Consider the following 21,987-nt stretch of genomic DNA (forward strand, 5'->3'; position numbering starts at 1 on the left):
TGATCTTCTGATCTCAAAGGGACTGAACATGATCACACTCAAAGCAGCGGGAATGCTCGACGTCGACAGCGGCGAGATCGTCCGGCCGGCCGTCATCAAGGTCGACGAAGGCAAGATCGTCGGAATCGGCGGAACACCCGAAGGCGAAATCGTCGACCTCGGCGACCAGATTCTTCTTCCCGGACTCATGGACATGGAGGTAAACCTGCTGATGGGTGGACGCGGCGAAAAGCCGGTCTACTCAACGGTTCAGGATGATCCGCCGCTCCGGATGCTGCGTGCCGTCGGCAACTCACGTCGCACTCTGCGCGCGGGTTTCACCACTGTGCGCAACCTGGGACTGTTCGTGAAAACCGGTGGCTACCTGCTCGACGTGGCTCTCGGCAAGGCAATCGATGCGGGTTGGGTCGACGGACCGCGAATCATCCCGGCCGGCCACGCGATCACTCCCACCGGTGGCCACCTCGATCCGACGATGTTCGCGGCGTTTGCTCCCGGCGTGTTGGACCTGACTATCGAAGAGGGCATCGCCAACGGTGTCGACGAGTGCCGTAAGGCTGTTCGCTACCAGATCAAGCACGGCGCTCAGTTGATCAAGGTCTGCGTTTCGGGTGGAGTCATGTCACACACCGGACTACCTGGTGCGCAACACTATTCCAACGAAGAACTGCGTGCGATCGTGGACGAGGCGCACCGACGCGGTCTGCGTGTCGCGTCGCACACGCACGGCGCAGAAGCAGTGAAGGCGGCAATCGAAGCCGGCATCGACTGCATCGAGCACGGCTTCCTGGTCGACGACGAGGCCATCGCAATGATGGTGGAGCACGGCACCTTCCTGGTGCCGACCACGCGCTTGGCCGACGCCATGGATACCTCCAAGGCCGCGCCGGAGCTACAGGCCAAGGCAGCCGAAATGTTCCCGCGTGCACGACTTTCGGTCAAGGCGGCATACGACGCCGGTGTGAAGATCGCCGTAGGCACCGATGCGCCGGCAATCCCGCACGGAAAGAATGCAGACGAACTGGTTGCCCTCGTCTCTCGCGGCATGAGCAATATCGCGGTGTTGCGGGCGGCCACCACCGTCGCCGCAGATCTCATCAACGTCACCGACCGTGGCCGTCTGGCCGAAGGTCTACTCGCCGACATCATTGCGGTACCCGGAGATCCGTTGGAGGACATCACGGTTACCCAGCGAGTCGGCTTCGTCATGAAGGGCGGAAAGATTTATGTCAACAACTGACGAGATCATGGAGATCTCGCAACTTCTCGCTCGCTATGCGGTCAACATGACCAAGGGCGATGTCGACGGTGTTGTCGCTGTGTTCACTCCGGACGGCACGTACAGCGCTTTCGGCGACAAGTACCCACTCGACGAGTTTCCCGCTCTGGTTGCGGCCGCTCCCCAGGGGCTGTTCATGACGGGGACACCCGTCGTCGAATTCACCGGTGCCGACACGGCAACCGGAAGCCAGACACTGTGCTTCGTCGATCATGCAACGCACGACATGCGGATCGGCTACTACAGCGATACGTACCTGCGCACCGAAGACGGTTGGCGGCTGCAGACGCGCGCGATGACGTTCCTGCGCCGCAACGGCGATCATGATTCGGGTATTCCTCACGCTTTCGATCGTCCGGGGGCATGAACGTCCCCGAATTTCGGTCGGCCGTTCAGACCTGGCTGGCCGAAAACGATCTCTCCCCCGGATCCGATCATTCGCTCGACGGTCAGGTAGAACAGCTCGGCCGCGTTCGAGGTGCACTGTTCGACGCGGGTTGGATGCGGTACGGCTGGCCCGAGGAGGTCGGCGGGCTCGGTGGGCCCGCTGTCCTGCGTGCGGTTCTCGGCGAGGAAGTTGCCACTCGCGACCTCGCCGAGCCCGGCATCTACTCGATGATCGAAGTCCTTGCTCCCACGATGATTTCGTACGCCCGGCCGGAGTTGGCAGCGGAAATGGTTCCGCGACTTCTCAGTGGACGTGAGCAATGGTGCCAGGGCTTCTCCGAACCCGGTTCGGGTAGCGATCTCGCGTCGCTGAGCACCCGGGCAGTCCGAGACGGGGAAAACTGGGTTGTCAACGGTCAGAAAGTCTGGACGTCGCTGGCTCAGTATTCGGCGCGATGTGTCCTGCTCACCCGTACCGGGCCGGGCCACGACGGAATTACCGCCTTCTTCGTCGACATGGACACTCCAGGCATCACCGTCCGGCCGCTGCGCACCATGCACGGAGTCGACGAGTTTGCCGAGGTCTACTTCGACGACGTCGTCGTTCCGGCGGACCGCATGCTCGGCAAGCCGGGCGACGGTTGGCGAGTGGCGATGGATCTACTGCCCCATGAGCGTTCCACGTGCTTCTGGCATCGGATCGCGTACCTGTTCTCCCGTCTGGATCAGCTGCTCGCCGAATCCGACACAGACGCAACAGATGACGCCGAACTCGGCGCCGCCTACCTGGCACTGCACACCGTGCGAGCCCGGTCCCTCGCGACACAAACCCGATTGGCGGAGGGCGCAAAGATCGGCCCGGAGACATCGATCGACAAGGTTCTGCTGGCGACCTCCGAGCAGCAGTTGTTCGATACCGTGCGCGACTTGTTGCCTGGCACCATCGAACTCGACGAGACGCCATGGCGGTCGGAGTTCCTGTACTCGCGTGCAGCCACCATCTACGGCGGTACAGCTGAAATTCAGCGCAACATCATCGCGCGGCGGCTGCTGGATCTGGGGAAGGAATGAGCATGCACGACGACGAGCTGAATCTGCTCACCGAAACGCTCCGCAAGACAATGCTCAGTGTGTCCGGCAGCAAACTCGATGCCGCCATGACCGAACTCGGTTGGACCGAGATGCTCACCGAAATGCCCGATGTAGCAGTGCCTCTGGTATTTCGCCTGCTCGGCGAGACCGGCGCCCATGCACCACTGGTCAACGACGTGGTGTTGGCCGATACCGCGCTGAGTCTGCCCGTGGGCGGTACCGTCGCGCTGCCGTACTCCGGTGGGCGCTGGGTCCTGTGGGAACGGAGCGAGGGACCCGGAACAACATTGGACACCGATGTTCCGCTACGCGTCGTGGAGGCCGGTGATGCCGTCCCGCTCGCGGCGGGTCGCCGGGCACTCGGATGGTGGTTGGTGGGTACCAGTCGCGCAATGCTCGATCTCGCCCGCACCCATGCCTTGAACCGCATGCAGTTCGGTAAGCCGGTGGCATCGTTCCAGGCTGTTCGTCATCGGCTTGCCGAGACGCTGGTCGCCATCGAGGGCGCGGAAGCAACGTTGAATACCGCCACCGACGACCTCGGCTCGCTGCTGGCGAAGGCCGCGGCCGGCAAAGCCGCTCTGACAACGGCCCGCCACTGCCAGCAAGTACTCGGCGGGATCGGTTTCACTGCCGAACACGACCTTCACCGTCACGTCCGTCGGGCCATGCTTCTCGACGGATTGCTCGGCAGTGCACGGGAACTCACCCGTGAGGCGGGGGCAACCATCCGAACTCAGGGATTTGCTCCACGTCTGACGCAACTGAGCTGAGCTCACACAAGTCAGGTCGTCGGCGGAGGCGCGTCACGGAAGAGCGCCTCCGCCGACACCGCCAGGTACCCGTCCACGGTGATCTCACCGCGAGCGCGGGTCTTCTCGTCCGCATCGGTCATCTGACAACCGGTGATCACAACGTCTTCGAAGAGCGGGAGCGGCTGGTGGTAGCGCACCACCAGTTCCTCGATCAGGGCGAATTCGTCCGGGTGTGCCAGGGCGAGTACGTGATCGAGCATCAGAGCAGACATCCCACCATGCACAAGTCCCTGCGGCCCTTGGTAGGGCAGGCCGAGCGAGCCGGTCGCCCGGACAGTGCCGTCAGGCAATCTCTCCATATCCAGGGGCGGTGCGAGGGCATTGCCTCTTCCACTCACAGGGTCACGGAACTCCGCGGGTCCAGCGTTCTGCTCGAGCGCCGCTTCGATGCGGTCGAGTTCGTCGGCTACCGCCACCAGAGAGGGATCGTTCTCGTCCACCCTCAGGAGAAGGTCAGTCAATCGCCGCAGTCCGTCCGCCGCGTCGTCGATCGGTGACGGGTTAAACACGTCAGCCCTGTCGATCCTGGCCACGAGCCCCTCCTTCGCGCGGAACGATGAACAGCCCTTCTGCACTCACGCACAGGTCGTGTTCCCGCCAGATTTCTCCACGGCACCACGACTTTCGGCCGTCTACGTACACATGCCAGGCCCGCACCGTCAGGTCGCAGCACACCGGCATCGGGTGGTGGTAGCGAAGCGTCAAACCTGCTGTCATGGCGGGGACTCCTGCTGCCATGTTCGCTTCCGCGAGAGCAACGTCGAGGACCATCGCAGCAAAACCCTCATGCACTACTCCGAGGGAACCCTGATGCGCGACCGAAAAAGTGACTGTCCCCTCGTTACCGTCGCCGATGTGACGCAAGTGGAGCGGAGCTGCAAGCACATTGGCGGATCCGACTACCGGACTGTATCGGACGATCCTGCCGATAGTGTTCATCTGATTCACCCGCTCCGCGGCAGAGCAGGAGCGCGCCTCGAGATCGTCAGCGAGAGCATGTATCCGCGAGGCCACGGCAGAGAGCCCCGGCATGTCGGAGCGGGCGGCCGCTACAGCCGCTGTCAGCCGCCGCACGGACGCAACAGCTCGGGCAACCTCATCCGAATCCTGCTGTGCCACCGTGTCCACGTCGTACCTCATTCGGTTCCTCCCGGCAGTTACCCTGTTACCGGAGTTGCCATTTCGGCAAGAAGATCAGTGGTCCGGCGGACGGATTCCTTCCGGTCCGCACCGACGGGGAAGACGGCAGCCCAGATATCGGTCGCGCCGGCGTCCACCAGAGACTGCAATTGTGCGCGCACCGATCGAGCGTTGCCGACAATCGCCACATCCGCCGGGCTGCTTGCTCCGCCGGCGTCGAGAACCCGTTGATAGTTGGGCATTCCGGCATACGCGGTGGCATTTGCCGCAACAGCGGCGCGAGCTTCGTCGGCGTCGTCGTGAACCGCCACGGGCAACCCGGCGACAATTCGAGGCGCTGGGCGACCCGCAGATTCCGCAGCAGTATGGAGCGCCGGAGCGATGTGGGACTCGATCACCTTGCCCGACGCCATCCATAACACCGTGCCATCGGCGTATTGTCCTGCCACCCGCAACATGCGGGGCGACATGGCGGAGAGCAGCACCGGGACGTCGTGGACGACCTTGGCCATCCGGCCGGCACTGCGCGTCGACCAATCCGCGCCGCGGAAGTCGACGTCTTCACCGCGAAGCAGTGCGGTGACGATCTGTACATATTCTTCGGTATTGCGACCTGGGCGGTCGTAGGACAAGCCGTACACGTCCCGGACCAGCGATTCGTGCGAAGGTCCGAGCCCCAATGTGAATCCCTTGCGTCCCATGGCCTCTGCTACGGCAGCAACGCGATTCGCCTGCAGTAGCGGATGGCACGGATAGGTCTGCAGAACAGCAGTTCCGAGCTCGATCGACGTCGTGGCCCGGCCGGCTACCGCAAGGGCTGTCAGCGGATCACCGGCTACCGTGCTGGCGTACCAGAGTGAGGTAAAACCGTCTGCCTCTGCTCGTTGTGCTTGCTGGACAATTTTGTCGGTGGACGAAGCGCCGCCGGTCAATCCGATTCGCATGATTCCTCCAATGTTGGAGTGGCTGATCCCGGCCACCGTCTGGCGCGAATCACGCTGCCAGAGAATTGGGTTGGCCTCGACGGAGAAAGACGACCCCCGGCCGAATCACGCCACGATTGGACTATACAACTGTATAGTCCAATACGTCTATCGCGGCAGACTTCCCACCGACATCACATCAGCTGAAATGAGCAGAGGATGACCCTCGACAACTCCACCGAGACCCAGCAGCTCGAGACACTACAGAAAGATGTTCGCTATCTCATGGATCGCACCGCGATCCTGGACTGCATCAGCCGGCACGCCCGCGGATGCGATCGACACGACATCGATCTCATCACCGCCGCGTACCACGACAACGGCGTCGACGAACATGGGTTCGCAACCAATACGGGTCCCGAATACGGTGAATGGGCGAACACTGCCCACGCCGAAACCTCGCAGGTACACACGCACAACATCACCACGCACTCGTGCGACATCGACGGCGAGGTCGCACATGCCGAAAGCTACGTCATCGTTGTCCTCGTCGGCAATGACGGCAAGAGCGCGCAATTCATCAGTGGACGCTATCTCGATCGCCTGGAACGGCGAGAGGGTCAGTGGCGCATTGCAGTTCGCAGATCAACCGTCGAGGCAATGTTCATCGCCGACGCACGGGTGCTGCAATCGCCCTTCTTCACAGAAAAGGGCTACCTCGTCGGCACCCGCGACCGCGAGGATTTGTCATACGAACGTCCGCTGACGTTGGAGAAGCCTGCCCCCGCAAGGTGGGAATAACCCTGTGCGCCTTTCCGGTAGCGCGAACTACCAGAAAGGCGCATAGGGCCGAAGGCCCTACTTGATCTTTTCCTTCATCTCGTCCAACTTCACCAGGATCGGGTAGCCCGAAACGCTGAGGGCATTGCCGTGACCGGTCTGGTGGATGTCGAACACGGACTGCACGGCAGCATAGAAGCCCTGCACGTCGAGTGTCTGGTTGACTGCGCGCTTGGCCTGACGGAGGCCGAATGACGGCATCTCGGCAATCTGCAAGGCCATGGCGCGCGCCTCGGCATCGAGCTGATCGCGCGGCACAACCTTGTTGACCATGCCGGTCTTCTCAGCCTCTTCGGCCGTCACCGGACGACCGGTGAAGAGGATTTCCTTTGCCTTACGGGCGCCGAGTTCCCAAGTGTGACCGTGGTATTCGACGCCGCCGATGCCCATCAGCGCAACCGGATCGGAGAACAATGCGTCCTCGGAAGCAATGATGAGGTCGCACGGCCAGCACAGCATCAAGCCACCCGCGATGATGCGCCCCTGAACCGCTGCGATCGACGGCTTGGGAGTGTTGCGCCAGCGCAACGTGTATTCCAGGTATCGACGGCTTTCGGCGCGGTAGATCCATTCCAAGGTGATTTCCTTGGGCGAGGGCCAACGATCATTGAGGTCGTGACCGGCCGAGAAGTGCTTGCCTTCGGCGCGAACTACGATCACCGCGACGTCGTCGTCCTCGGCCGCACGGGTCCAGGCTGCGTCGAGTTCGTCGAGCAACTGCATGTTCTGGACGTTCGCAACTTCGGGACGGTTGAGGGTGATGGTCGCGATCTTGTCGGCCACCTCGTAGAGAATGTACATGTCAGGCTCCTCAGCTTCGGGGAAGGCCGAGCACGCGCTCGGCGACGATAGTGCGCTGGATTTCGGAGGTTCCACCGGCGATCGTGCCGGCGAAGCTTCGTGCATAACGTTCGAACCAACTCGAACTGAAGGCCTCGTTGTCCATCGGGTTGTACGCCGACGTCAAAGCCGGATGAACCAAACCTTCAGGTCCGGCGGCGATCAAGGCCTCTTCCGAAGAGCGTTGTACCGCTTCGGAACCGAGCAGTTTGAGTATCGACAGGGCGGCCACGTCCTGTTCACCGCGAGCAGCGCGCGCCAACGCTGCCGAACCGAGCAGACGCAGCGCCTGATGGTCCATCACGAGCGTCGCGTAGTGATCCCGGTCGATGTCCGTCGCCGGATGGAAGTCCGCCATCAGATCTTGCAGGCGATCGGCAAAGCTGAGCCACAACAAGTTTCGCTCGTGTCCGAGCGAACCGGTTGCCACTGACCACCCCTTGTTCAGTTCACCGATCAGGTTCTCTGCCGGAACTTTCACATCGGTGAAAAACACTTCGTTGAAATCGAGATCATCATCTGCGCAGATGGATGCAAAGGGCCGGCGAACCAAGCCTGGTGAGTCGGTGGGGATCATCAGCACACTGATGCCCTGATGCTTGGGGGCGTCGGGATCGGTGCGGACGAAGGTCAGGATCACGTCGGCGTCATGCGCGCCGGATGTCCAGACCTTCTGACCGTTGACCACAAAATGGTCACCGTCACGATCGGCACGGGTGCGCAGCGACGCAAGATCCGAACCTGCGCCTGGCTCGCTCATGCCGAGTGCAGCGGTGATCTCAGCACGCAAAATCGGTGCGGCCCACTGCTTTTTCTGCTCCTCGGTTCCGAACGAGAGCAACGACGCGGCGATGATGCCCAGTCCTTGCGGATTGAAGCTGTGATAGATCCGCCGCTTCGACAGTTCCTCCAGATGCACGTACTGCTCGAGGATCCCAGCATTGCGCCCACCGAATTCCGGCGGGTTGCCCGGTAACAGCCAACCGTTGTCGAACTGCAGACGCTGCCATTCGCGCGCCCACTGCGGTATATCCGCGCTGGATCCGGCGCGCTCCGCGGCCTGCGCCTCGCTGGGAAGATTCTCGTCCAGGAAAGCGCGGAACTCTGCCCGGAATTCCTCGACGTCGGCGTCAAAGTTGAGTTGCACGGTACTCCTCGGCGATCAGCGCCCGATGCTGTGCCGCACCGCCGAGCAGTAGCTCACCGGCTTTGGCACGCTTGAGCGCAAACTGTAGGTCGTTTTCCCAGGTGAAGCTCATCGCTCCGAACAGCTGCATTCCGTTGCGGAACACCAACGATTGGCACTCCCCGGCTGCAGCCTTGGCCATGGACGCGGCCAGCCGCCGCCTCGGGTCGTTCTCGGCAATCGTCAGCGCTGCGTAGTACGCGAGGGCGCGGGCACGCTCGATTGCAAGGTGCATGTCGGCAGCTTTGTGCTGGACAGCCTGGAACGATCCGATGAGGGAACCGAACTGCTTGCGGTTCCGCACATGGTCGAGTGCAAGATCAAGGACGCGCTGACACGCTCCGACTGTCGTGAGCGCCATTCCGGTGAGCGCGAGGTCCATGGCCCGTGCCGGATCTGCGCTACTGCGCTGGTCGACGCCGACCCGCACGCCGTCGAACGACACTTCCGCAACGTGAAGCACTGGATCGAAAATCGGACTGCGCGTCGCTGTGACGTCCGCGGCCGGAACAACAAAGACTCCCGCCGACGTGACGACGGCCAACTTCTCGGCGCGATCACCGTCGAGTACGCGGTGCGCCGTGCCGTCCAGACGCCACCCGTTTCCGTCACGGCTGGCACTGACGCCCTCGAATACTGCCGTTCCCGGCTGCTCAGGATCGATCGGCTCACTCGAAAGTGGAGCAAATTGTGTCATTGTCGCCAGGTAGGGAGTGGGATCCGTCGCTCGGCCCAACTCTTCCAAGACGATTGCCAATTCAACTGCGGTATCAGGATCGGTCAACTCGGTCCAACCGAGCGAAACGTAAGTTTTCCAAATTTGTATCGGGTTGGCGTCGTTGTCGACGACGTCCCGGATCAGCGACGACGGGCATTCCTTTGCCGTCACTTCGCGCACGGTGTTTTGCCATAGTCGCTGATCGGAGTCGAACTCGAAGAGCATCCCGAACTGCCTCCCTGTCGGAGCTGCGGTGCATTATTGTTTGAGAATAGCATTCTCGCTCAGCGATAGTAATAGTCTCGAAAATGTAAATAACACTTGGTCGTTCCACTGTGACACAGACATCTCCGGTACAGTGCAAACATGTTTTTGACAATCGGAAGGGGGCTGGTGCAGTGGTGACCACGCCCAGCGAAGAGCCGGCATGGAAGCAACGGTCGGTCGAGCGTTCCATCAAGACCGCAAAGCTTCGCGCAGAGCAACGCGTGCAGCGATTTCTCGATGCGGCACAGTCGATCATCACCGAAAAAGGCACCACCGACTTCACCGTGCAAGAGGTGGTCGACCGGTCCAAACTGTCCTTGCGTAGCTTCTACCTCCAATTCGACGGTAAGCACGAACTACTGTTGGCATTGTTCGAAGACGCCCTGAGCCGTAGCGCCGAACAGATCCGTGCAGCGACCGCCGGCACATCCGAACCGATGGACCAACTCAAGATCGCAGTCGAGCTTCTTTTCGAGTTCTGTCGTCCCGACCCGGCTGCTCAGCGTCCACTGTTCACCGATTTCGCCCCCCAGTTGCTGCTGTCGCATCCGGCCGAGGTCAAGGTTGCCCACTCCTCGCTTCTCGCGTTCTTTGTCGAACTAATGGAGAAGGTGAGCGAAGCAGGACAGTTGCGCGAGGGCGTCAACCCCCGCCGAATTGCCGCCATGACCATGCAGACGGTGATGTTCATTGCGCAGTCCAGCGGCGCCCCGGACGACGCGACCGTCCATCCCATTTCCTCCGACGAGGTCTGGGCCTTCTGTTCACAGGGGTTCGCACACAAGGGCTGAAAAACAGGATTGAGAACTTCATTCTCAATTGAGGAAATTTTATATACACTCGGCCGATGTCCGAGTTATGGAACGACCTCCTCGCCTGCCTCGACCTGCAACCGCAGACCGGACGAACTGATACCGACGAGAATGCGACAACCCTCGTTTTCGAGGGTCCCAACCTGCATTTGACGTACCACCGACTTTTCGGCGGGCAAATTCTCGGTCAGTTCGTCCGCGCGGCCGAATTGACCTGTCCGAACAAGAGCATCAAGTCGCTTCATTCCCTGTTTGCCAGGGAAGGCAGCGCCGACGAAACCGTCCGCTATGAAGTGACGCGTCAACACGAAGGCCGTTCCTTCGCAACATTGACCATCATTGCGCGCCAATCCAAAGGCGTCATCGCCACGTCCCTGATCTCCATGCATGCTCCCGAGGACGGCCCGGATCGTCAGTCAGAGAACACAATTGCGTCGCCACTCGGCGAAGAGTTCCGGACCGACGTCGACCTGATCCCGTGGGAAATACGCACCGACGTCGACCTCAACTCCACCGACACCGGCGCGCCCGAGTTCGAAATGTGGATGCGCACCCCACCGGTCAGCCAGAACCTCGCGCCCGCCATCGCCACCTACGCCACCGACCTCACGCTGATCGGCACCGCCCTACGCCCGGTCGACGGATTGAGCCAACTCGGCAACGGAACCACCTTCACGTCCGCAGTCACCTCACACAATCTGTGGTTTCACCGACCCTTCACGACCGACTCGTGGCTATTGCTGCGTCAGGACAGCCCCGTGACTGCTCACGGGCGCTGCTTCGGCCGCGGCGACGTGTACTCCGAGGACGGCAACCTCGTTGCCTCGTATGCACAGGAAGCCCTGCTCCGCCTACCGTGACAACCGATTCTCGGTAGCACCGACCGATCAGTTAGGTGTGACATGAGTTCAAATACACTGTCCGACAGCTCTGTTCAGAGAATCTCTGCCGTGAGACCCTACCGGGTGGTTCAGTGGGCGACCGGCAACATCGGCACCCGCTCGTTGCGCGGCGTCATCGAACATTCAAATCTGGAATTGGCCGGGGTATACGTGCATTCGGCTGACAAGGCCGGTCGAGACGCCGGTGAACTGTGCGGTATCGACGACGCCGGGGTGGTGGCCACCAACAGCATCGACGACGTCATCGGACTGGCCGCGGATTGTGTGCTGTACATGCCACGCCAGTTCGACGCCGACGAAGTATGCCGCATTCTCGCGGCCGGCTCGAACATCGTCACCACTCGTGGAGAATTTCACTACCCTGCCGGCATGGACCCAGCACTGCGCGAGCGGATCGAAGCCGCGTGCCGAACCGGAGGAACGTCGATCCACAGCACCGGCAGCAGTCCTGGATTCGTGACCGAGGCACTCCCCCTGGTGTTGAGCTCGATTCAACGTCGCCTGAACCACCTCGCGATCAGTGAATTCGCCGATCTCTCCCAACGTAATTCACCCGGGATACTCTTCGATGTCATGGGATTCGGGCTCACCCCGACCGATTTCGACGAGAACCGAATCGCACACGTGAAGTCGAACTTCGGTCCGTCTCTCCAGCTGGTCGCCGAGTCGATCGGTATGCCACTGGACTCCGTCGACGCCCACGGCGAGCTGGCCACCACCCGAACTACAGTCCAGATCGCAGCGGGAACCCTGGAGGCGGGCACCGTTGCCGCTCAACGGATCACCGTGAGCGGCAAACATGCCGGCCGAGAACTGCTGAGCTTCTGCGCAACGTGGTACTGCTCGAGCGAACTCGACGTGGATTGGAAGATTCGTGACACCGGCTGGCACATCGACGTCGACGGCGATGCGCCACTCGACATCGATCTTCGTTTCCCCATCCCCTTGGAGAGGATGAGCGAGACCGCCCCGGCCTACACGGCAAACCGGGCAGTCAACGCCATTCCTTCTGTCTGTGATGCAGCTCCGGGAATTCGTACGACACACGATCTTCCGCAGATTGTCGCGCATCTGAGCTAGCTGGCTTTCCTACGTTCCGAGCAGTCGCGCCGCAGCGGTGTACGCATCGCTGCGGCCCGCTGCGACGGCAGCGGCAAGTTCGTCGAGGTCTGCGTGGGCACGCAACCTCGATTGCGCCAACGACAGAATCTGCACCCTTGCCCGAGCCGTTCGCCGGGCAAGGGTGTCTGCACGCTGGTGAGCGTCGATGGCATCAGCCAGTTCTTCCGCACCAACACCTTTGGACGCAATCAGCTTGAGAATGGGGACGCCGGCCTCGGCGCGCAAGTCCCGGACGGTCTGATCCGCGCCCTCTCGATCCGCTTTGTTCACTACCAGGATGTCGGCAACCTCGAGCAGTCCGGCCTTGGCCGCTTGAACTGCATCCCCCGCACCGGGATTGAGAACGACCACTGCGGGATCGGCGATGGCCGAGATCTCGATTTCGGACTGCCCGACGCCCACCGATTCGAGCAGAATCAGATCGTAGTCGAGCGCCGCGAGGAGGCGGATCGCTGCGGGTACGGCAACGGCCAGACCGCCCAGGTGACCGCGAGTGGCCACCGAGCGGATGAGGACGTCGGCGTCGTCGATGTGCTCTGCCATCCTGATTCGATCGCCCAACAATGCCCCGCCGCTGTACGGCGAGGAAGGATCGACCGCAAGAACGGCAACCCGCAGTCCGCGCTGACGGTAGGCCCGCACGAGGACTGCGATGGTGGTCGACTTGCCTGCGCCCGGCGGACCGGTCACTCCGACCACCCGCACCGGTCGTGAGCCGACGATGTCGAGAACTTCTTCTCTCCGACTACTCTCGACCAGACTCAACAGCCGACCCGCGGCGCGCAGTGAACCTGAGCGCGCCGCGGTGACAAGATCCTCGATCGTTGCAACAGTAATGACCGTCATCGATTACTCGAATACCTCTCGGTGCCAGTCGATATCCGGAGTCGACATCACGGAGCCGGAACCTCGATGACAACCGCCGAACCCATACCGCCACCGGCGCACATAGCTGCCACACCGATTCCACCGCCGCGGCGTCGCAGCTCGTGCACCAGGGTCACCAGCATGCGCGCACCGGTGGCTGCCACGGGATGCCCGAGAGAACATCCACTGCCGCTGACATTTACACGATCGGCATCGATTCCGAGCATCTTGATCGTCGCCACGCACATAGCTGCGAACGCCTCGTTGATCTCGAACAGATCCACGTCGGCCAGCGACATTCCCGCGCGTGCCAACGCCTTCGGAATTGCCTCGACAGGAGCCAGACCCGTGAATGCGGGATCGACCGCGACGGATGCCCACGACTTTACCGTTCCCAGTCCAGGCATCCCCAGATCGCTGCTGGCGATGGTGAGAACCGCAGCAGCATCGTTGGCGCCGCTCGCATTTCCGGCGGTGATGCTGAAGCCTTCGATCTCGGGGTGCAGCACCTTGAGCGAGCCGAGCTTCTCCAGGCTCGTCTCACGGCGCGGATGCTCGTCGACGGAGAAGAGTCCGTGCGGTGTGCTGATGGGCACGATCTCTTCTTTGAACCGCCCCTCGTCAATGGCGCTCACTGCCTTCTGGTGCGAGAGCAGAGCCCACGCGTCCATGTCCTCGCGCGAGACTCCGGCCTTCACCGCGGCATTCCAGCCCACCGTGATCGACATGTCCTTGTTCGGCGCATCGGGGCGATCCGGGTGCGTCGGGGACATCCACGGCACAAATTCGCCGTCGACGCGGAACAACGACCGCGGGCTGGTCGACGAGGAGTTGACGCCACCGGCGATGATCAGCTTGTCCATCCCGGAACGGATGGACCCTGCAGCGGCCTGCACGGCGCCCAGGCTAGCCGCACAGTGCCGGTTCAGTGCCAGGCCTGGCACCGTAGTCAGGCCCGCGGTAATTGCCGCGTGGCGGGCGATCACGCCGCCGCCGTACAGTCCCTCGGCGAGCATGACGTCGTCGATCTGACTCGCGTCGAGAGTTTCTGCTGCCGCCGCGACGACATGGTGCGCGAGGTCGTGAGCGGTGGTGTCTCGCAACGTTCCCTTACCCGCGGTACCGATGGGGGTTCGCAGAGCGGAGACGATAATTGCTTCAGGCATGGGTGTTCTCCAATTCGGCCAGCAGAACGCGGCGCAGTAGTTTTCCGGTTTCGGTCTTCGGGAGTTCGTGTCGGAACACGACGATGTCGGGAGTCTTGGACGAACGCAGTCGTTCCTTGACCCACGCCTTGATCTCTGCCTGATCGACCTCACCGACGAGAACAGCAACTATCCGCTGTCCCCATTCAGGATCCGGAACGCCGATCACAGCAGCCTCGATGATGGCGGGATGCGCAAGAAGCACGTCCTCGATTTCTGCGGGGGCGATGTTCTCACCCCCTCGGATGATGGTGTCGTCCGCGCGCCCCTCGATGAACAGGAAACCGTCGGAGTCGAGTCGGCCGAGATCACGCGTGGCGAACCAGCCGTTCTCGTCGAGGACGCTCCGAGTTCCGTACTCACCGGAAATCTGCTCGCCTCGAACGAACACCAGGCCGGTAACCCCGGCACCGACCGGATCACCGTCCTCGCTGCGCACCTCGATTTCGATGCCCGGCAGCGTTTTTCCGACCGATCCGAGACGATCACGCACTGCCGGATCGGTAGAGGCAAACGCAATCCGGTGATCGTCGGGGCCGAGAACTGCCACCGACGACGCTGTCTCCGTGAGTCCGTAGGCATTGACGAATCCGGTATCCGGGAAGCTTCGCAGCGCGTGCTCGAGTACCGGCCGGGGTGTTCTCGATCCGCCGTACGCCAAACTTGCCAGCGAGGGAGTATTTGCATCGTTCTCCCCCAATTCGGCGACAACACGCGCCAGCATCGTGGGAACGAGCATTGCGTGAGTGACGCTTTGGCTCCGGACGGTGTCGAGCCACACGTTGGCGTCGAAAGCGGCCAGATAGACGATCCGACGCCCGGTGTAGAGGTTCGAGAGCAGGTTCGTCAGACCTGCGATGTGGTAGGGCGGAACAGAGACCAACGACGCGTCGCTCTCGTCGGCCGACGAGAACTCCATGGTGTTGAGCACGTAGGCGAGTAGATGCCGATGCCGAAGTATCGCGGGCTTGGGATCAGCGGTGGTTCCGCTGGTGTAGATGATTGCGGCGATGCTGTCCCCGTCCCACTGTGGAGCCGGAGCATCGGATGGAGCCGGAGCTTCGGATTCGGCCGAATCCTGCTGTATCGCTTCGATGTCGATCAGTTCGTCGAGATCGTCGAGACGCAGCACCAGTGCACCGGGGTGGCGGTCGATCAGGGCAGTCAACTGCTGATCGCCCAATCGGTAGTTGAGTGGCACGAACGGAACCCCGGCCATCGCGGCGCCGAACAGCGCGACGGGGTACGCGAGGTGGTTGGTGCCGAGGTAGAGCACGGCAGGGTATTGCCGGAATCGGTCGGCGGCGCGGCGGGCAAGGGCAAGGAGTTGCGCGGCGGTCAATGACCGATTTTCGACGGTCACTACGGCCCGATCGCAACTCGATGCGGCCATTTCTGCAATCATGGTGATGTTCATGAGAACATTATTCTCTCAACAGAGATCAATACTTGCAAGAAGGGAAATCAAAATGCAGATCAACGGTTGTTCCGCCATCGTCGTCGGTGGCACCGGAGGGCTCGGCGAGGCTACGGTTCGCCGTCTCCACTCGGAGGGAGCCAAGGTCGTCGTGGCCGACGTTGCCGACGACAAGGGCAAGGAACTCGAACGCGAACTCGGCGTTCGATACGTCCGCACCGATGCCGGCGACGAAGACAGCGTTCTTGCCGCAATCGCCGAAGCCGAATCACTGGGTCCGCTGCGCATCTCGGTCGACTGCCACGGCGGCCCCGCCGGTGGCGGCCGCCTGGTCGGCAAGGACGGCAGCGCCATGAGCCTCGAGGCGTTCACGACCACGATCAATTCGTACTTGATCTCGGTGTTCAACGTGATGCGCCTGTCGGCAGCAGCGATGGGTCGTCAGGAGGCTCTCGAGAGTGGGCGCGGCGTCATCATCAACACGGCGTCCATCGCCGCGTACGAAGGCCAGATCGGCCAGCTGCCATACTCCGCAGCCAAGGGCGGCGTTGTCGGCATGACTCTTGTTGCCGCACGCGACCTCTCGCCGCTCGGCATCCGCGTCGTGACGATCGCTCCCGGCACTTTCCTGACGCCCGCATACGGAAAGGCCGGCGATCAGCTCGAGGCGTACTGGGGACCGCAGGTTCCGCATCCCCAGCGCATGGGCCGCTCGCCGGAGTACGCCACGCTGGTCTCCTCGATCGTGGAGAACGACTACCTCAACGGCGAGGTCATCCGCCTCGACGGCGCACTGCGGTTCCCCCCGAAGTAAATTGCCGGACCGCGACGCCAGGGGGCGTCGACGCCAGTGCGACGCCCCCGACCGTTCGCGAAACACTATGAAAACCTTTGTTCTGCAATAACAATCAAAGATTCTGGTTATCCGACAACTTGAATGCCAGTCCCATACTGTGTCCGCATGACTTCCATACATTCGACAACCAGCGGCCAGCGTAGGGCAGAAGCATGAAATTCTGGACCGGCACAGCCTTCATGAACACCGCCGAGATGCCCTCCGTCGCAAAGATGCTCGACGAAAACGGCTACCACGGCGTCCTCGTATCGGACCACCTCATCTTCCCGCGTGAACTCAAAACACGTTATCCGGCAACGGAAAGCGGCGTGCCGTACTGGCAACCCGACACCGAGTGGCCCGATGCCTGGGTTCTCATCGGCGCAATGGCCGCGGTGACGGAGAACCTGCATTTCGGCAACAACGTCTACATCGCTCCCGCGCGCCCCATCCTCGAGGTCGCCAAACAGGTGGGCACCGCGGGTGCACTGTCCAACGGACGCGTGTCCATCGGACTCTCAGCCGGCTGGATGCGTGAGGAATTCGAACTACTCGGCCAGGACTTCGACAACCGTGGACCACGACTCAACGAAATGATCCAGGCACTGCGGGCCCTCTGGAAGGGCGGCTGGGTGTCGTGGAAAGGCGAGTACTACGACATCCCGGAAATGATGATCGAACCGCACCCGCCTGCCCATGTCCCGATCCTCTGCGGCGGCGAATCCGCTGCCGCCCTCAAACGCGCAGCACGTTACTGCGACGGCTGGGTCGGGACCGCGTACACGCTCGAAGAAGCCACAGTGTGGATCGACCGAATCAAGGGCTACCGCCGCGAATACGGACGCGAAAACGAGCCTTTCGAGATCATTCTCGGATTGTTCGACGAGCGGACACCTGACCTGTACAAGCGGGCAGAAGACATCGGGATCACCGGCGTCATGTGCTCACCGTGGGCCAACTGGGACCTCCAGCACAGCGGAGACCACTCGCACCTGAAGGGAAGCGCGGAGCAGTACCGAGCGCCGATCGAGAAGTTCGCCGAAGAGATCGTCTCCAAGTGCCTGTGACGTGAAAGAAAAGGCTGGGCACAGATCCCCTGGTGCCCAGCCTCTTCCACTTTCTCCGATTCAGCTCTTGACGGCGGTGAGCTTCGCGATGTTGTCCCGGAAATCCTCGCTCTGGAATGTCAGCTCTTCGGCCGTCGTCGCAAAGTCGAGTGTCGCGAGAATCGCCCGCTCGAGGTGCATGTTCAGCAGTCGCTTGGTGCTCTCGACGGCCTGGCGCGGCTGCGAGGCAATCTTTTTCGCGCATTCGATGGCGTCGGCAAGTGGATCGAGCGACACATGGTTGGCCAGGCCGAGCGTGCAGGCCTTCTCCGCTCCGATGCGCGTCCCGGTCAATGCGTATTCCTTTGCCAGCAGCAGACTGATCTGCAGCGGCCACGTCAGCGGTCCACCGTCGGCGGCAACCAGTCCGACCTGTACGTGCGGGTCGGCCAGGTAGGCGGATTCTGCGATGTAGACGATGTCGCTCAGTGCAACGAGGCTGCATCCCAGGCCGACGGCCGGGCCGTTGACAGCCGCGATCACCGGAACCCGGCACCGAGCCATTCCGAGCACCAGATCACGACCGTGCGCGATTGTGCGAGCCCGCATTTCGGAGTCTTCGGCCAACTCTGCGAGGTAGGCAAAATCGCCACCCGCCGAGAAAGCCTTACCGTTGCCGGTGAGTACTGCGGCACGGGCGTCACGATCCGCGCTGAGCCGTGGCCACAACTCCGCCAAGCCGGTATGCAGACTGTCGTTGACGGCGTTGAGCGCGTCCGGTCGATTGAGAGTGATGATCCGCAGCGAGCCTTCTGCGCGGACGTCAATCTCTTCGGGCATGTCGTACATGTCAAACTCCCAATCCGAGAATGCGCGAGGCAATGATGTTCTTCTGAATTTGTGATGTCCCACCCATGACGCTCTGGGCGCGGCTGTACAGGTACGAACCGAGCATCTCGGTGTCGCGGCTACCCGCCTCCGTCAACGCTGCGTGCCCGACGGCCTGATCCACCCAGGTCATCAGGAGCTTGTCGAGCGAGCCCTCAGAACCGTGGGAGAGTCCGTCCAACTGCTCGGACAACCGGCGACGCACGTGTAGCCGCAACATCTCCGTTTCCACTGCAGCCCAAGCTAATTCCGTCGACGGCGGTCCGTCGCTCCTGGCTGCGAGCTGGCGGACCAGTTTGCCGTAGCGCGCCGCATAGCCCAGCGTGGAGGGTTCACGTTCGTGCCCGACAACCGTCATGGCCAACGCCCAGCCTTCACCGGGAGCACCGACCATCTGATCGACCGGCACACGAGCACCGTCGAAGAGCACCTGGCCGAACTCCTTGGTGACACCGTTCATCATCTTGAGCGGACGCTGCTCGATACCGGACTGGTCCATCGAGACGATGAATGCGGTCAGTCCGCGGTGACGCTTTGCATCGGGTTCCGTCCGCGCCAAGAGCAGGCACCAGTCGGCGACATCGCTGTAGCTTGTCCAGATCTTGTGGCCGTGTATGACGTACTCGTCGCCCTCACGGACGGCAGTGGTCGTGAGCGAGGCAAGGTCCGAACCGGCACCTGGCTCACTGAATCCCTGGCACCAGCGTTCGGTGCCGTTGATCATTCCGGGAAGGAAACGACTCCGAAGATCCTCACTGCCGTGCCGGCCGAGTCCGTGTACCAGGTATCCGAGGCTGGGCCGAGGCGGAGCACCCGCTATGGCCAGTTCCTCGTCGACGATGACGTCGTAGACGGGCGGCAGTTCCTGTCCGCCATATTCTTTGGGCCACGATGCGCCGAAGAATCCGCCGCTGTAGAGCGCCTGATGCCACTCGCCCTGCCGTGCCCAGTACTCGTCTCCCGAGCTCGGGAATGTCTTTGCCCGCTCAGCTGCCCATGACCGCAGTCGGTCTCGGAAAGTGGCTTCTTCCGGCGAATCACGAAAGTCCAAGGTCGATCTCCTCCAGCCTTACGGGAAACAGTTCGGTGGACGTCAATGCCCGCCGCAGGTACACATGCACGAGGCACTCCCACGTGTTGCCGATTCCGCCGTGCACCTGCACTGCGGTTTCACACACGGTTCGAGTTGCCCGCGCGCAGTAGATCTTTGCGATCCGCGCCGCTGCGATCGCCTCGGTCGGCGGCAGCTCGTCCACGGCCCACGCCGCGTACCGGAGCACACTCACCGATCCTTCGATCAGCGCGAGGCCTTCGGCCAGCAGATGTGCAACAGCCTGGTACGACCCGATCGCCGTGCCGTACTGCTCACGGACCTTGGCGTACTCGGTCGCAACATGGTGAGCACCCCGCGCCGTGCCGACCAGATCGGCACAGGTAGCGACGAGCGCAAGTGCCTCCCACCGCGTCACGTCGTCCGTCGATATCTCCCCGAGGGAATCCGTCGGATCGAGCAACTCGGCAAAACCTCTGGTCAGATCGGCGCCTGCAGCTACCGGTCCGACGCGGCCGGCAAATGCCTTGTTCTCACGCAAGACGAGAGCGTGGTCGAGACCGGTCGCGTCGACCGCCTCGTCACCGACAGCTATTGCCCACGTGAGCTGATCATCGGCGACATGACGACGTAGATCGTCGGCAAGCACCGGTCCGAGAAATGGAACGTCGACCAGTCCGCGGCCGAATTCCTCTGCGACGATAGCAACTTCGACGCCAGACGCTCCGTCCGAGCGGAGTGAACGCCAGCCGGTTGTGGCCACCGCCTTCTCCAGACGAGCGATGCGAGAGCCGTCCTCCAAATCGAGGACCGAACCCGGTCCCAAATCGTCGGCCAGTTTTGCGGCAGCGTCACGCAGCTGCCGCTGTTCATTAGTCAGACGTACGTCCATAGCGCTCCTTGAGTTCTCGGCGCAACACCTTGCCGGAGGGCAGGCGAGGAATTTCGGGCACGAACACCACTCGCCGCAGGCGTTTGTAGCCGGCCATCCGGCCGGCTACGAGTTCCATGAGTTCCACTTCCCCGATCGAGCCGCTTGTCGCGACAGCCGCGACGATCGCTTCGCCGTCTTTCGGGTCGGGGATTCCGAACACCGCGCAATCCGCGACGTCGGGGTGTCCGTGGAGGACTGCTTCGATCTCGGCCGGGGCTACCTGGAAGCCGCGAACCTTGATCATTTCCTTGAGGCGGTCGGTGATTCGCAGCCAACCGCCGTCGTCGAGATGTCCGACGTCACCGGTGCGGTACCAACCGCCGGCGAACGCACCGGCGGTTTCCTCGTCGGGAAGATACCCAGCCATGACCGAAGCCGACAGTGCCTGGATTTCTCCGGTCTCGCCGGTGCCGAGCACCTCGCCGGTTTCGGTGGACACGATTCGAAGGCTCACGCCCGGTGCCGCACGCCCCACGCTGTCGAGTTGTGCACCCTCGACGGGGTTGCACGCGATGACGGGCAGCTCGCTGGCACCGTACGCCGGCATCCACCCGACACCTGTTCGCCGCGTGACTTCCTCGGCAACGCTGGGTGTCACCGGCGTTGCGCCCCACATGATGTAGCGCAGCGACGAGAGATCGTACGATTCGAGTTTCGGATGCGAGGCGATTGCCAGAGCGATGGGCGCCACGGCCATTTCGACGGTAATCCGGTCTACCTCGATGTGGTGCAGCATCGTATCGAGATCGAATCGGCGGTGAAGCCGCAGCCATGCACCGGACTCGAGTGCCGTCACGATGTTGAGCAGCCCGAGTATGTGCGAAGGCGGAGTCACGATCTGCATGCGATCGCGTTCCGTCAGCTCCAGCACGTCTCGCCACTGCTCGACGGCAACGGCAAACGACGCATGAGTGTGCCGGACTGCCTTGGGTAAGCCGGTTGTTCCCGAACTGAAGACGAGAACGGCATCCGACGCGGGATCGGGCTCGCCGAACGTTTCGGTATCGGCGCTGCACGTGACCGACTCGTCAAGGCTCAGCATCGGCATCAGTTCCGCTAGCACAGGATTGTCTCCGATTGCATACACGGGGCTCGTTGTCGCCAGTGCGTGCGCAACCTCGACGCTCTTCCACGCCGGACTGATCAGCACGACAGCGGCGCCCGCGCGCCAGATCGCAAGTACCGCGACGACAAACTCCGGACGATTCGACGACATGAGAGCAACGCGTTGACCAGCAGTGACACCATCCCGAACCAGCCGCGATGCAAGCGCGTCGGCTAGCGCCTCCAGCTCGTCTCGGCTGTATTTCTGTTCGTCGAACACAAGGACGCTCTGCCCGCTCATCCTTGGCTCCTCACTGGGGGATGGGGGCTAGCGCATCCCCCGTCTCGCGTGTACAAATGCTTCATTGAGAAGATCC

23 protein-coding genes are annotated in these 21,987 nt (G+C 62.2%); 10 read left to right on the forward strand and 13 right to left on the reverse strand.

Annotated features, from left to right (window positions below; genetic code table 11):
• Positions 1-28 precede the first annotated feature (28 nt).
• Genes CJ178_RS15265 through CJ178_RS15280 form a run of 4 tightly spaced genes read left to right on the forward strand, consistent with a single transcriptional unit; the run spans position 29 to position 3,531 of the window.
• Positions 29-1,240, forward strand: coding sequence for a metal-dependent hydrolase family protein (locus tag CJ178_RS15265; RefSeq protein ID WP_033236973.1), 1,212 nt, complete (start codon positions 29-31; stop codon positions 1,238-1,240).
• Entirely contained in the window at positions 1,227-1,646 is a 420-nt protein-coding gene (locus CJ178_RS15270) for a nuclear transport factor 2 family protein (protein ID WP_045064773.1), read from the forward strand. The genes CJ178_RS15265 and CJ178_RS15270 overlap by 14 nt, the downstream gene beginning before the upstream one ends.
• Positions 1,643-2,737: an acyl-CoA dehydrogenase family protein gene (locus tag CJ178_RS15275; RefSeq protein ID WP_033236975.1), complete on the forward strand. Its 1,095-nt coding sequence runs from the start codon at positions 1,643-1,645 to the stop codon at positions 2,735-2,737. Before CJ178_RS15270 ends, CJ178_RS15275 begins: the two co-directional genes overlap by 4 nt.
• Entirely contained in the window at positions 2,734-3,531 is a 798-nt protein-coding gene (locus tag CJ178_RS15280) for an acyl-CoA dehydrogenase family protein (RefSeq protein ID WP_218833729.1), read from the forward strand. Before CJ178_RS15275 ends, CJ178_RS15280 begins: the two co-directional genes overlap by 4 nt.
• A gap of 11 nt (positions 3,532-3,542) precedes the next feature.
• On the opposite strand, the gene CJ178_RS15285 is transcribed toward CJ178_RS15280, so the two are convergent.
• Genes CJ178_RS15285 through CJ178_RS15295 form a run of 3 tightly spaced genes read right to left on the reverse strand, consistent with a single transcriptional unit; the run spans position 3,543 to position 5,657 of the window.
• Positions 3,543-4,106 carry a PaaI family thioesterase gene (locus CJ178_RS15285; protein WP_143547522.1) on the reverse strand — a complete coding sequence of 188 codons (564 nt, stop codon included), beginning with the start codon at positions 4,104-4,106 and terminating at the stop codon, positions 3,543-3,545.
• Positions 4,084-4,713: a PaaI family thioesterase gene (locus CJ178_RS15290; RefSeq protein ID WP_095887057.1), complete on the reverse strand. Its 630-nt coding sequence runs from the start codon at positions 4,711-4,713 to the stop codon at positions 4,084-4,086. The genes CJ178_RS15285 and CJ178_RS15290 overlap by 23 nt, the downstream gene beginning before the upstream one ends.
• A 17-nt stretch (positions 4,714-4,730) precedes the next feature.
• Entirely contained in the window at positions 4,731-5,657 is a 927-nt protein-coding gene (locus CJ178_RS15295; RefSeq protein ID WP_033236977.1) for a TIGR03564 family F420-dependent LLM class oxidoreductase, read from the reverse strand.
• Positions 5,658-5,855: 198 nt separating this feature from the next.
• Between CJ178_RS15295 and CJ178_RS15300 the strand changes: the two genes are divergently transcribed.
• Positions 5,856-6,437: a nuclear transport factor 2 family protein gene (locus CJ178_RS15300; RefSeq protein ID WP_045064780.1), complete on the forward strand. Its 582-nt coding sequence runs from the start codon at positions 5,856-5,858 to the stop codon at positions 6,435-6,437.
• A 57-nt stretch (positions 6,438-6,494) separates the two neighbouring features.
• Here CJ178_RS15300 and CJ178_RS15305 read toward each other — a convergent pair whose 3' ends face one another.
• The 3 genes from CJ178_RS15305 to CJ178_RS15315 are packed head-to-tail and all read right to left on the reverse strand — an operon-like array spanning position 6,495 to position 9,445.
• A complete protein-coding gene (locus CJ178_RS15305) occupies positions 6,495-7,277 on the reverse strand; it encodes an enoyl-CoA hydratase (protein ID WP_033236979.1) in 783 nt (260 codons plus the stop codon).
• Between the two features lie 10 nt (positions 7,278-7,287).
• Positions 7,288-8,463, reverse strand: coding sequence for an acyl-CoA dehydrogenase family protein (locus tag CJ178_RS15310; RefSeq protein ID WP_033236980.1), 1,176 nt, complete (start codon positions 8,461-8,463; stop codon positions 7,288-7,290).
• On the reverse strand, positions 8,447-9,445 hold the full coding sequence (locus CJ178_RS15315) for an acyl-CoA dehydrogenase family protein (protein ID WP_045064781.1): 999 nt from the start codon (positions 9,443-9,445) through the stop codon (positions 8,447-8,449). Before CJ178_RS15315 ends, CJ178_RS15310 begins: the two co-directional genes overlap by 17 nt.
• A gap of 176 nt (positions 9,446-9,621) precedes the next feature.
• Here CJ178_RS15315 and CJ178_RS15320 point away from each other — a divergent pair, with 176 nt between their 5' ends.
• The 3 genes from CJ178_RS15320 (at position 9,622) to CJ178_RS15330 (ending at position 12,281) form a co-directional block, all read left to right on the forward strand.
• Positions 9,622-10,278, forward strand: coding sequence for a TetR/AcrR family transcriptional regulator (locus tag CJ178_RS15320; RefSeq protein ID WP_230590427.1), 657 nt, complete (start codon positions 9,622-9,624; stop codon positions 10,276-10,278).
• Between the two features lie 56 nt (positions 10,279-10,334).
• On the forward strand, positions 10,335-11,159 hold the full coding sequence (locus tag CJ178_RS15325) for an acyl-CoA thioesterase (protein WP_033236983.1): 825 nt from the start codon (positions 10,335-10,337) through the stop codon (positions 11,157-11,159).
• A gap of 90 nt (positions 11,160-11,249) precedes the next feature.
• On the forward strand, positions 11,250-12,281 hold the full coding sequence (locus CJ178_RS15330; RefSeq protein WP_230590429.1) for an NAD(P)H-dependent amine dehydrogenase family protein: 1,032 nt from the start codon (positions 11,250-11,252) through the stop codon (positions 12,279-12,281).
• Positions 12,282-12,290: 9 nt separating this feature from the next.
• Here the strand turns inward: CJ178_RS15330 and CJ178_RS15335 are convergent, their stop codons facing one another.
• The 3 genes from CJ178_RS15335 to CJ178_RS15345 are packed head-to-tail and all read right to left on the reverse strand — an operon-like array spanning position 12,291 to position 15,812.
• Positions 12,291-13,169 carry an ArgK/MeaB family GTPase gene (locus tag CJ178_RS15335; RefSeq protein WP_033236984.1) on the reverse strand — a complete coding sequence of 293 codons (879 nt, stop codon included), beginning with the start codon at positions 13,167-13,169 and terminating at the stop codon, positions 12,291-12,293.
• Positions 13,170-13,216: 47 nt separating this feature from the next.
• Positions 13,217-14,356, reverse strand: a complete 1,140-nt coding sequence (locus CJ178_RS15340; protein ID WP_033236985.1) for a thiolase family protein — start codon at positions 14,354-14,356, stop codon at positions 13,217-13,219.
• The gene (locus tag CJ178_RS15345; RefSeq protein WP_095887058.1) at positions 14,349-15,812 is read right to left on the reverse strand and encodes a class I adenylate-forming enzyme family protein; all 1,464 of its coding nucleotides are present in this window, start codon (positions 15,810-15,812) and stop codon (positions 14,349-14,351) included. Before CJ178_RS15345 ends, CJ178_RS15340 begins: the two co-directional genes overlap by 8 nt.
• Before the next feature lie 52 nt (positions 15,813-15,864).
• On the opposite strand from CJ178_RS15345, the gene CJ178_RS15350 reads away from it, so the two are divergent.
• Entirely contained in the window at positions 15,865-16,626 is a 762-nt protein-coding gene (locus tag CJ178_RS15350; protein ID WP_033236987.1) for an SDR family NAD(P)-dependent oxidoreductase, read from the forward strand.
• 194 nt (positions 16,627-16,820) lie between these two features.
• Entirely contained in the window at positions 16,821-17,714 is an 894-nt protein-coding gene (locus CJ178_RS15355) for a TIGR03619 family F420-dependent LLM class oxidoreductase (RefSeq protein ID WP_033236988.1), read from the forward strand.
• A gap of 60 nt (positions 17,715-17,774) precedes the next feature.
• On the opposite strand, the gene CJ178_RS15360 is transcribed toward CJ178_RS15355, so the two are convergent.
• Genes CJ178_RS15360 through CJ178_RS15375 form a run of 4 tightly spaced genes read right to left on the reverse strand, consistent with a single transcriptional unit; the run spans position 17,775 to position 21,911 of the window.
• Positions 17,775-18,542 carry an enoyl-CoA hydratase/isomerase family protein gene (locus CJ178_RS15360; RefSeq protein ID WP_033236989.1) on the reverse strand — a complete coding sequence of 256 codons (768 nt, stop codon included), beginning with the start codon at positions 18,540-18,542 and terminating at the stop codon, positions 17,775-17,777.
• 1 nt (position 18,543) lies between these two features.
• Complete coding sequence (locus CJ178_RS15365; RefSeq protein ID WP_033236990.1) at positions 18,544-19,632, reverse strand: acyl-CoA dehydrogenase family protein; 1,089 nt, start codon at positions 19,630-19,632, stop codon at positions 18,544-18,546.
• Positions 19,619-20,524 carry an acyl-CoA dehydrogenase family protein gene (locus tag CJ178_RS15370; RefSeq protein WP_033236991.1) on the reverse strand — a complete coding sequence of 302 codons (906 nt, stop codon included), beginning with the start codon at positions 20,522-20,524 and terminating at the stop codon, positions 19,619-19,621. Before CJ178_RS15370 ends, CJ178_RS15365 begins: the two co-directional genes overlap by 14 nt.
• Positions 20,505-21,911, reverse strand: a complete 1,407-nt coding sequence (locus CJ178_RS15375) for a class I adenylate-forming enzyme family protein (protein WP_095887059.1) — start codon at positions 21,909-21,911, stop codon at positions 20,505-20,507. The genes CJ178_RS15370 and CJ178_RS15375 overlap by 20 nt, the downstream gene beginning before the upstream one ends.
• Positions 21,912-21,987: the final 76 nt, after the last annotated feature.

The sequence above is a fragment of the Rhodococcus sp. ACPA4 genome (genome assembly GCF_002300185.1).
Taxonomy (GTDB): Bacteria; Actinomycetota; Actinomycetes; order Mycobacteriales; family Mycobacteriaceae; genus Rhodococcus_F; species Rhodococcus_F globerula.

What these genes read in the sequence shown, in the direction of transcription:
- CJ178_RS15340 (WP_033236985.1), bottom strand. Translation starts at nt 14,356, where the DNA reads ATGCCTGAAGCAATTATCGTCTCCGCTCTGCGAACCCCCATCGGTACC.
- CJ178_RS15290 (WP_095887057.1), bottom strand. Translation starts at nt 4,713, where the DNA reads ATGAGGTACGACGTGGACACGGTGGCACAGCAGGATTCGGATGAGGTT.
- CJ178_RS15375 (WP_095887059.1), bottom strand. Translation starts at nt 21,911, where the DNA reads ATGAGCGGGCAGAGCGTCCTTGTGTTCGACGAACAGAAATACAGCCGA.
- CJ178_RS15280 (WP_218833729.1), top strand. Translation starts at nt 2,734, where the DNA reads ATGAGCATGCACGACGACGAGCTGAATCTGCTCACCGAAACGCTCCGC.
- CJ178_RS15305 (WP_033236979.1), bottom strand. Translation starts at nt 7,277, where the DNA reads ATGTACATTCTCTACGAGGTGGCCGACAAGATCGCGACCATCACCCTC.
- CJ178_RS15295 (WP_033236977.1), bottom strand. Translation starts at nt 5,657, where the DNA reads ATGCGAATCGGATTGACCGGCGGCGCTTCGTCCACCGACAAAATTGTC.
- CJ178_RS15265 (WP_033236973.1), top strand. Translation starts at nt 29, where the DNA reads ATGATCACACTCAAAGCAGCGGGAATGCTCGACGTCGACAGCGGCGAG.
- CJ178_RS15335 (WP_033236984.1), bottom strand. Translation starts at nt 13,169, where the DNA reads ATGACGGTCATTACTGTTGCAACGATCGAGGATCTTGTCACCGCGGCG.
- CJ178_RS15275 (WP_033236975.1), top strand. Translation starts at nt 1,643, where the DNA reads ATGAACGTCCCCGAATTTCGGTCGGCCGTTCAGACCTGGCTGGCCGAA.
- CJ178_RS15345 (WP_095887058.1), bottom strand. Translation starts at nt 15,812, where the DNA reads ATGAACATCACCATGATTGCAGAAATGGCCGCATCGAGTTGCGATCGG.
- CJ178_RS15315 (WP_045064781.1), bottom strand. Translation starts at nt 9,445, where the DNA reads ATGCTCTTCGAGTTCGACTCCGATCAGCGACTATGGCAAAACACCGTG.
- CJ178_RS15350 (WP_033236987.1), top strand. Translation starts at nt 15,865, where the DNA reads ATGCAGATCAACGGTTGTTCCGCCATCGTCGTCGGTGGCACCGGAGGG.
- CJ178_RS15355 (WP_033236988.1), top strand. Translation starts at nt 16,821, where the DNA reads ATGAAATTCTGGACCGGCACAGCCTTCATGAACACCGCCGAGATGCCC.
- CJ178_RS15360 (WP_033236989.1), bottom strand. Translation starts at nt 18,542, where the DNA reads ATGTACGACATGCCCGAAGAGATTGACGTCCGCGCAGAAGGCTCGCTG.
- CJ178_RS15325 (WP_033236983.1), top strand. Translation starts at nt 10,335, where the DNA reads ATGTCCGAGTTATGGAACGACCTCCTCGCCTGCCTCGACCTGCAACCG.
- CJ178_RS15300 (WP_045064780.1), top strand. Translation starts at nt 5,856, where the DNA reads ATGACCCTCGACAACTCCACCGAGACCCAGCAGCTCGAGACACTACAG.
- CJ178_RS15370 (WP_033236991.1), bottom strand. Translation starts at nt 20,524, where the DNA reads ATGGACGTACGTCTGACTAATGAACAGCGGCAGCTGCGTGACGCTGCC.
- CJ178_RS15270 (WP_045064773.1), top strand. Translation starts at nt 1,227, where the DNA reads ATGTCAACAACTGACGAGATCATGGAGATCTCGCAACTTCTCGCTCGC.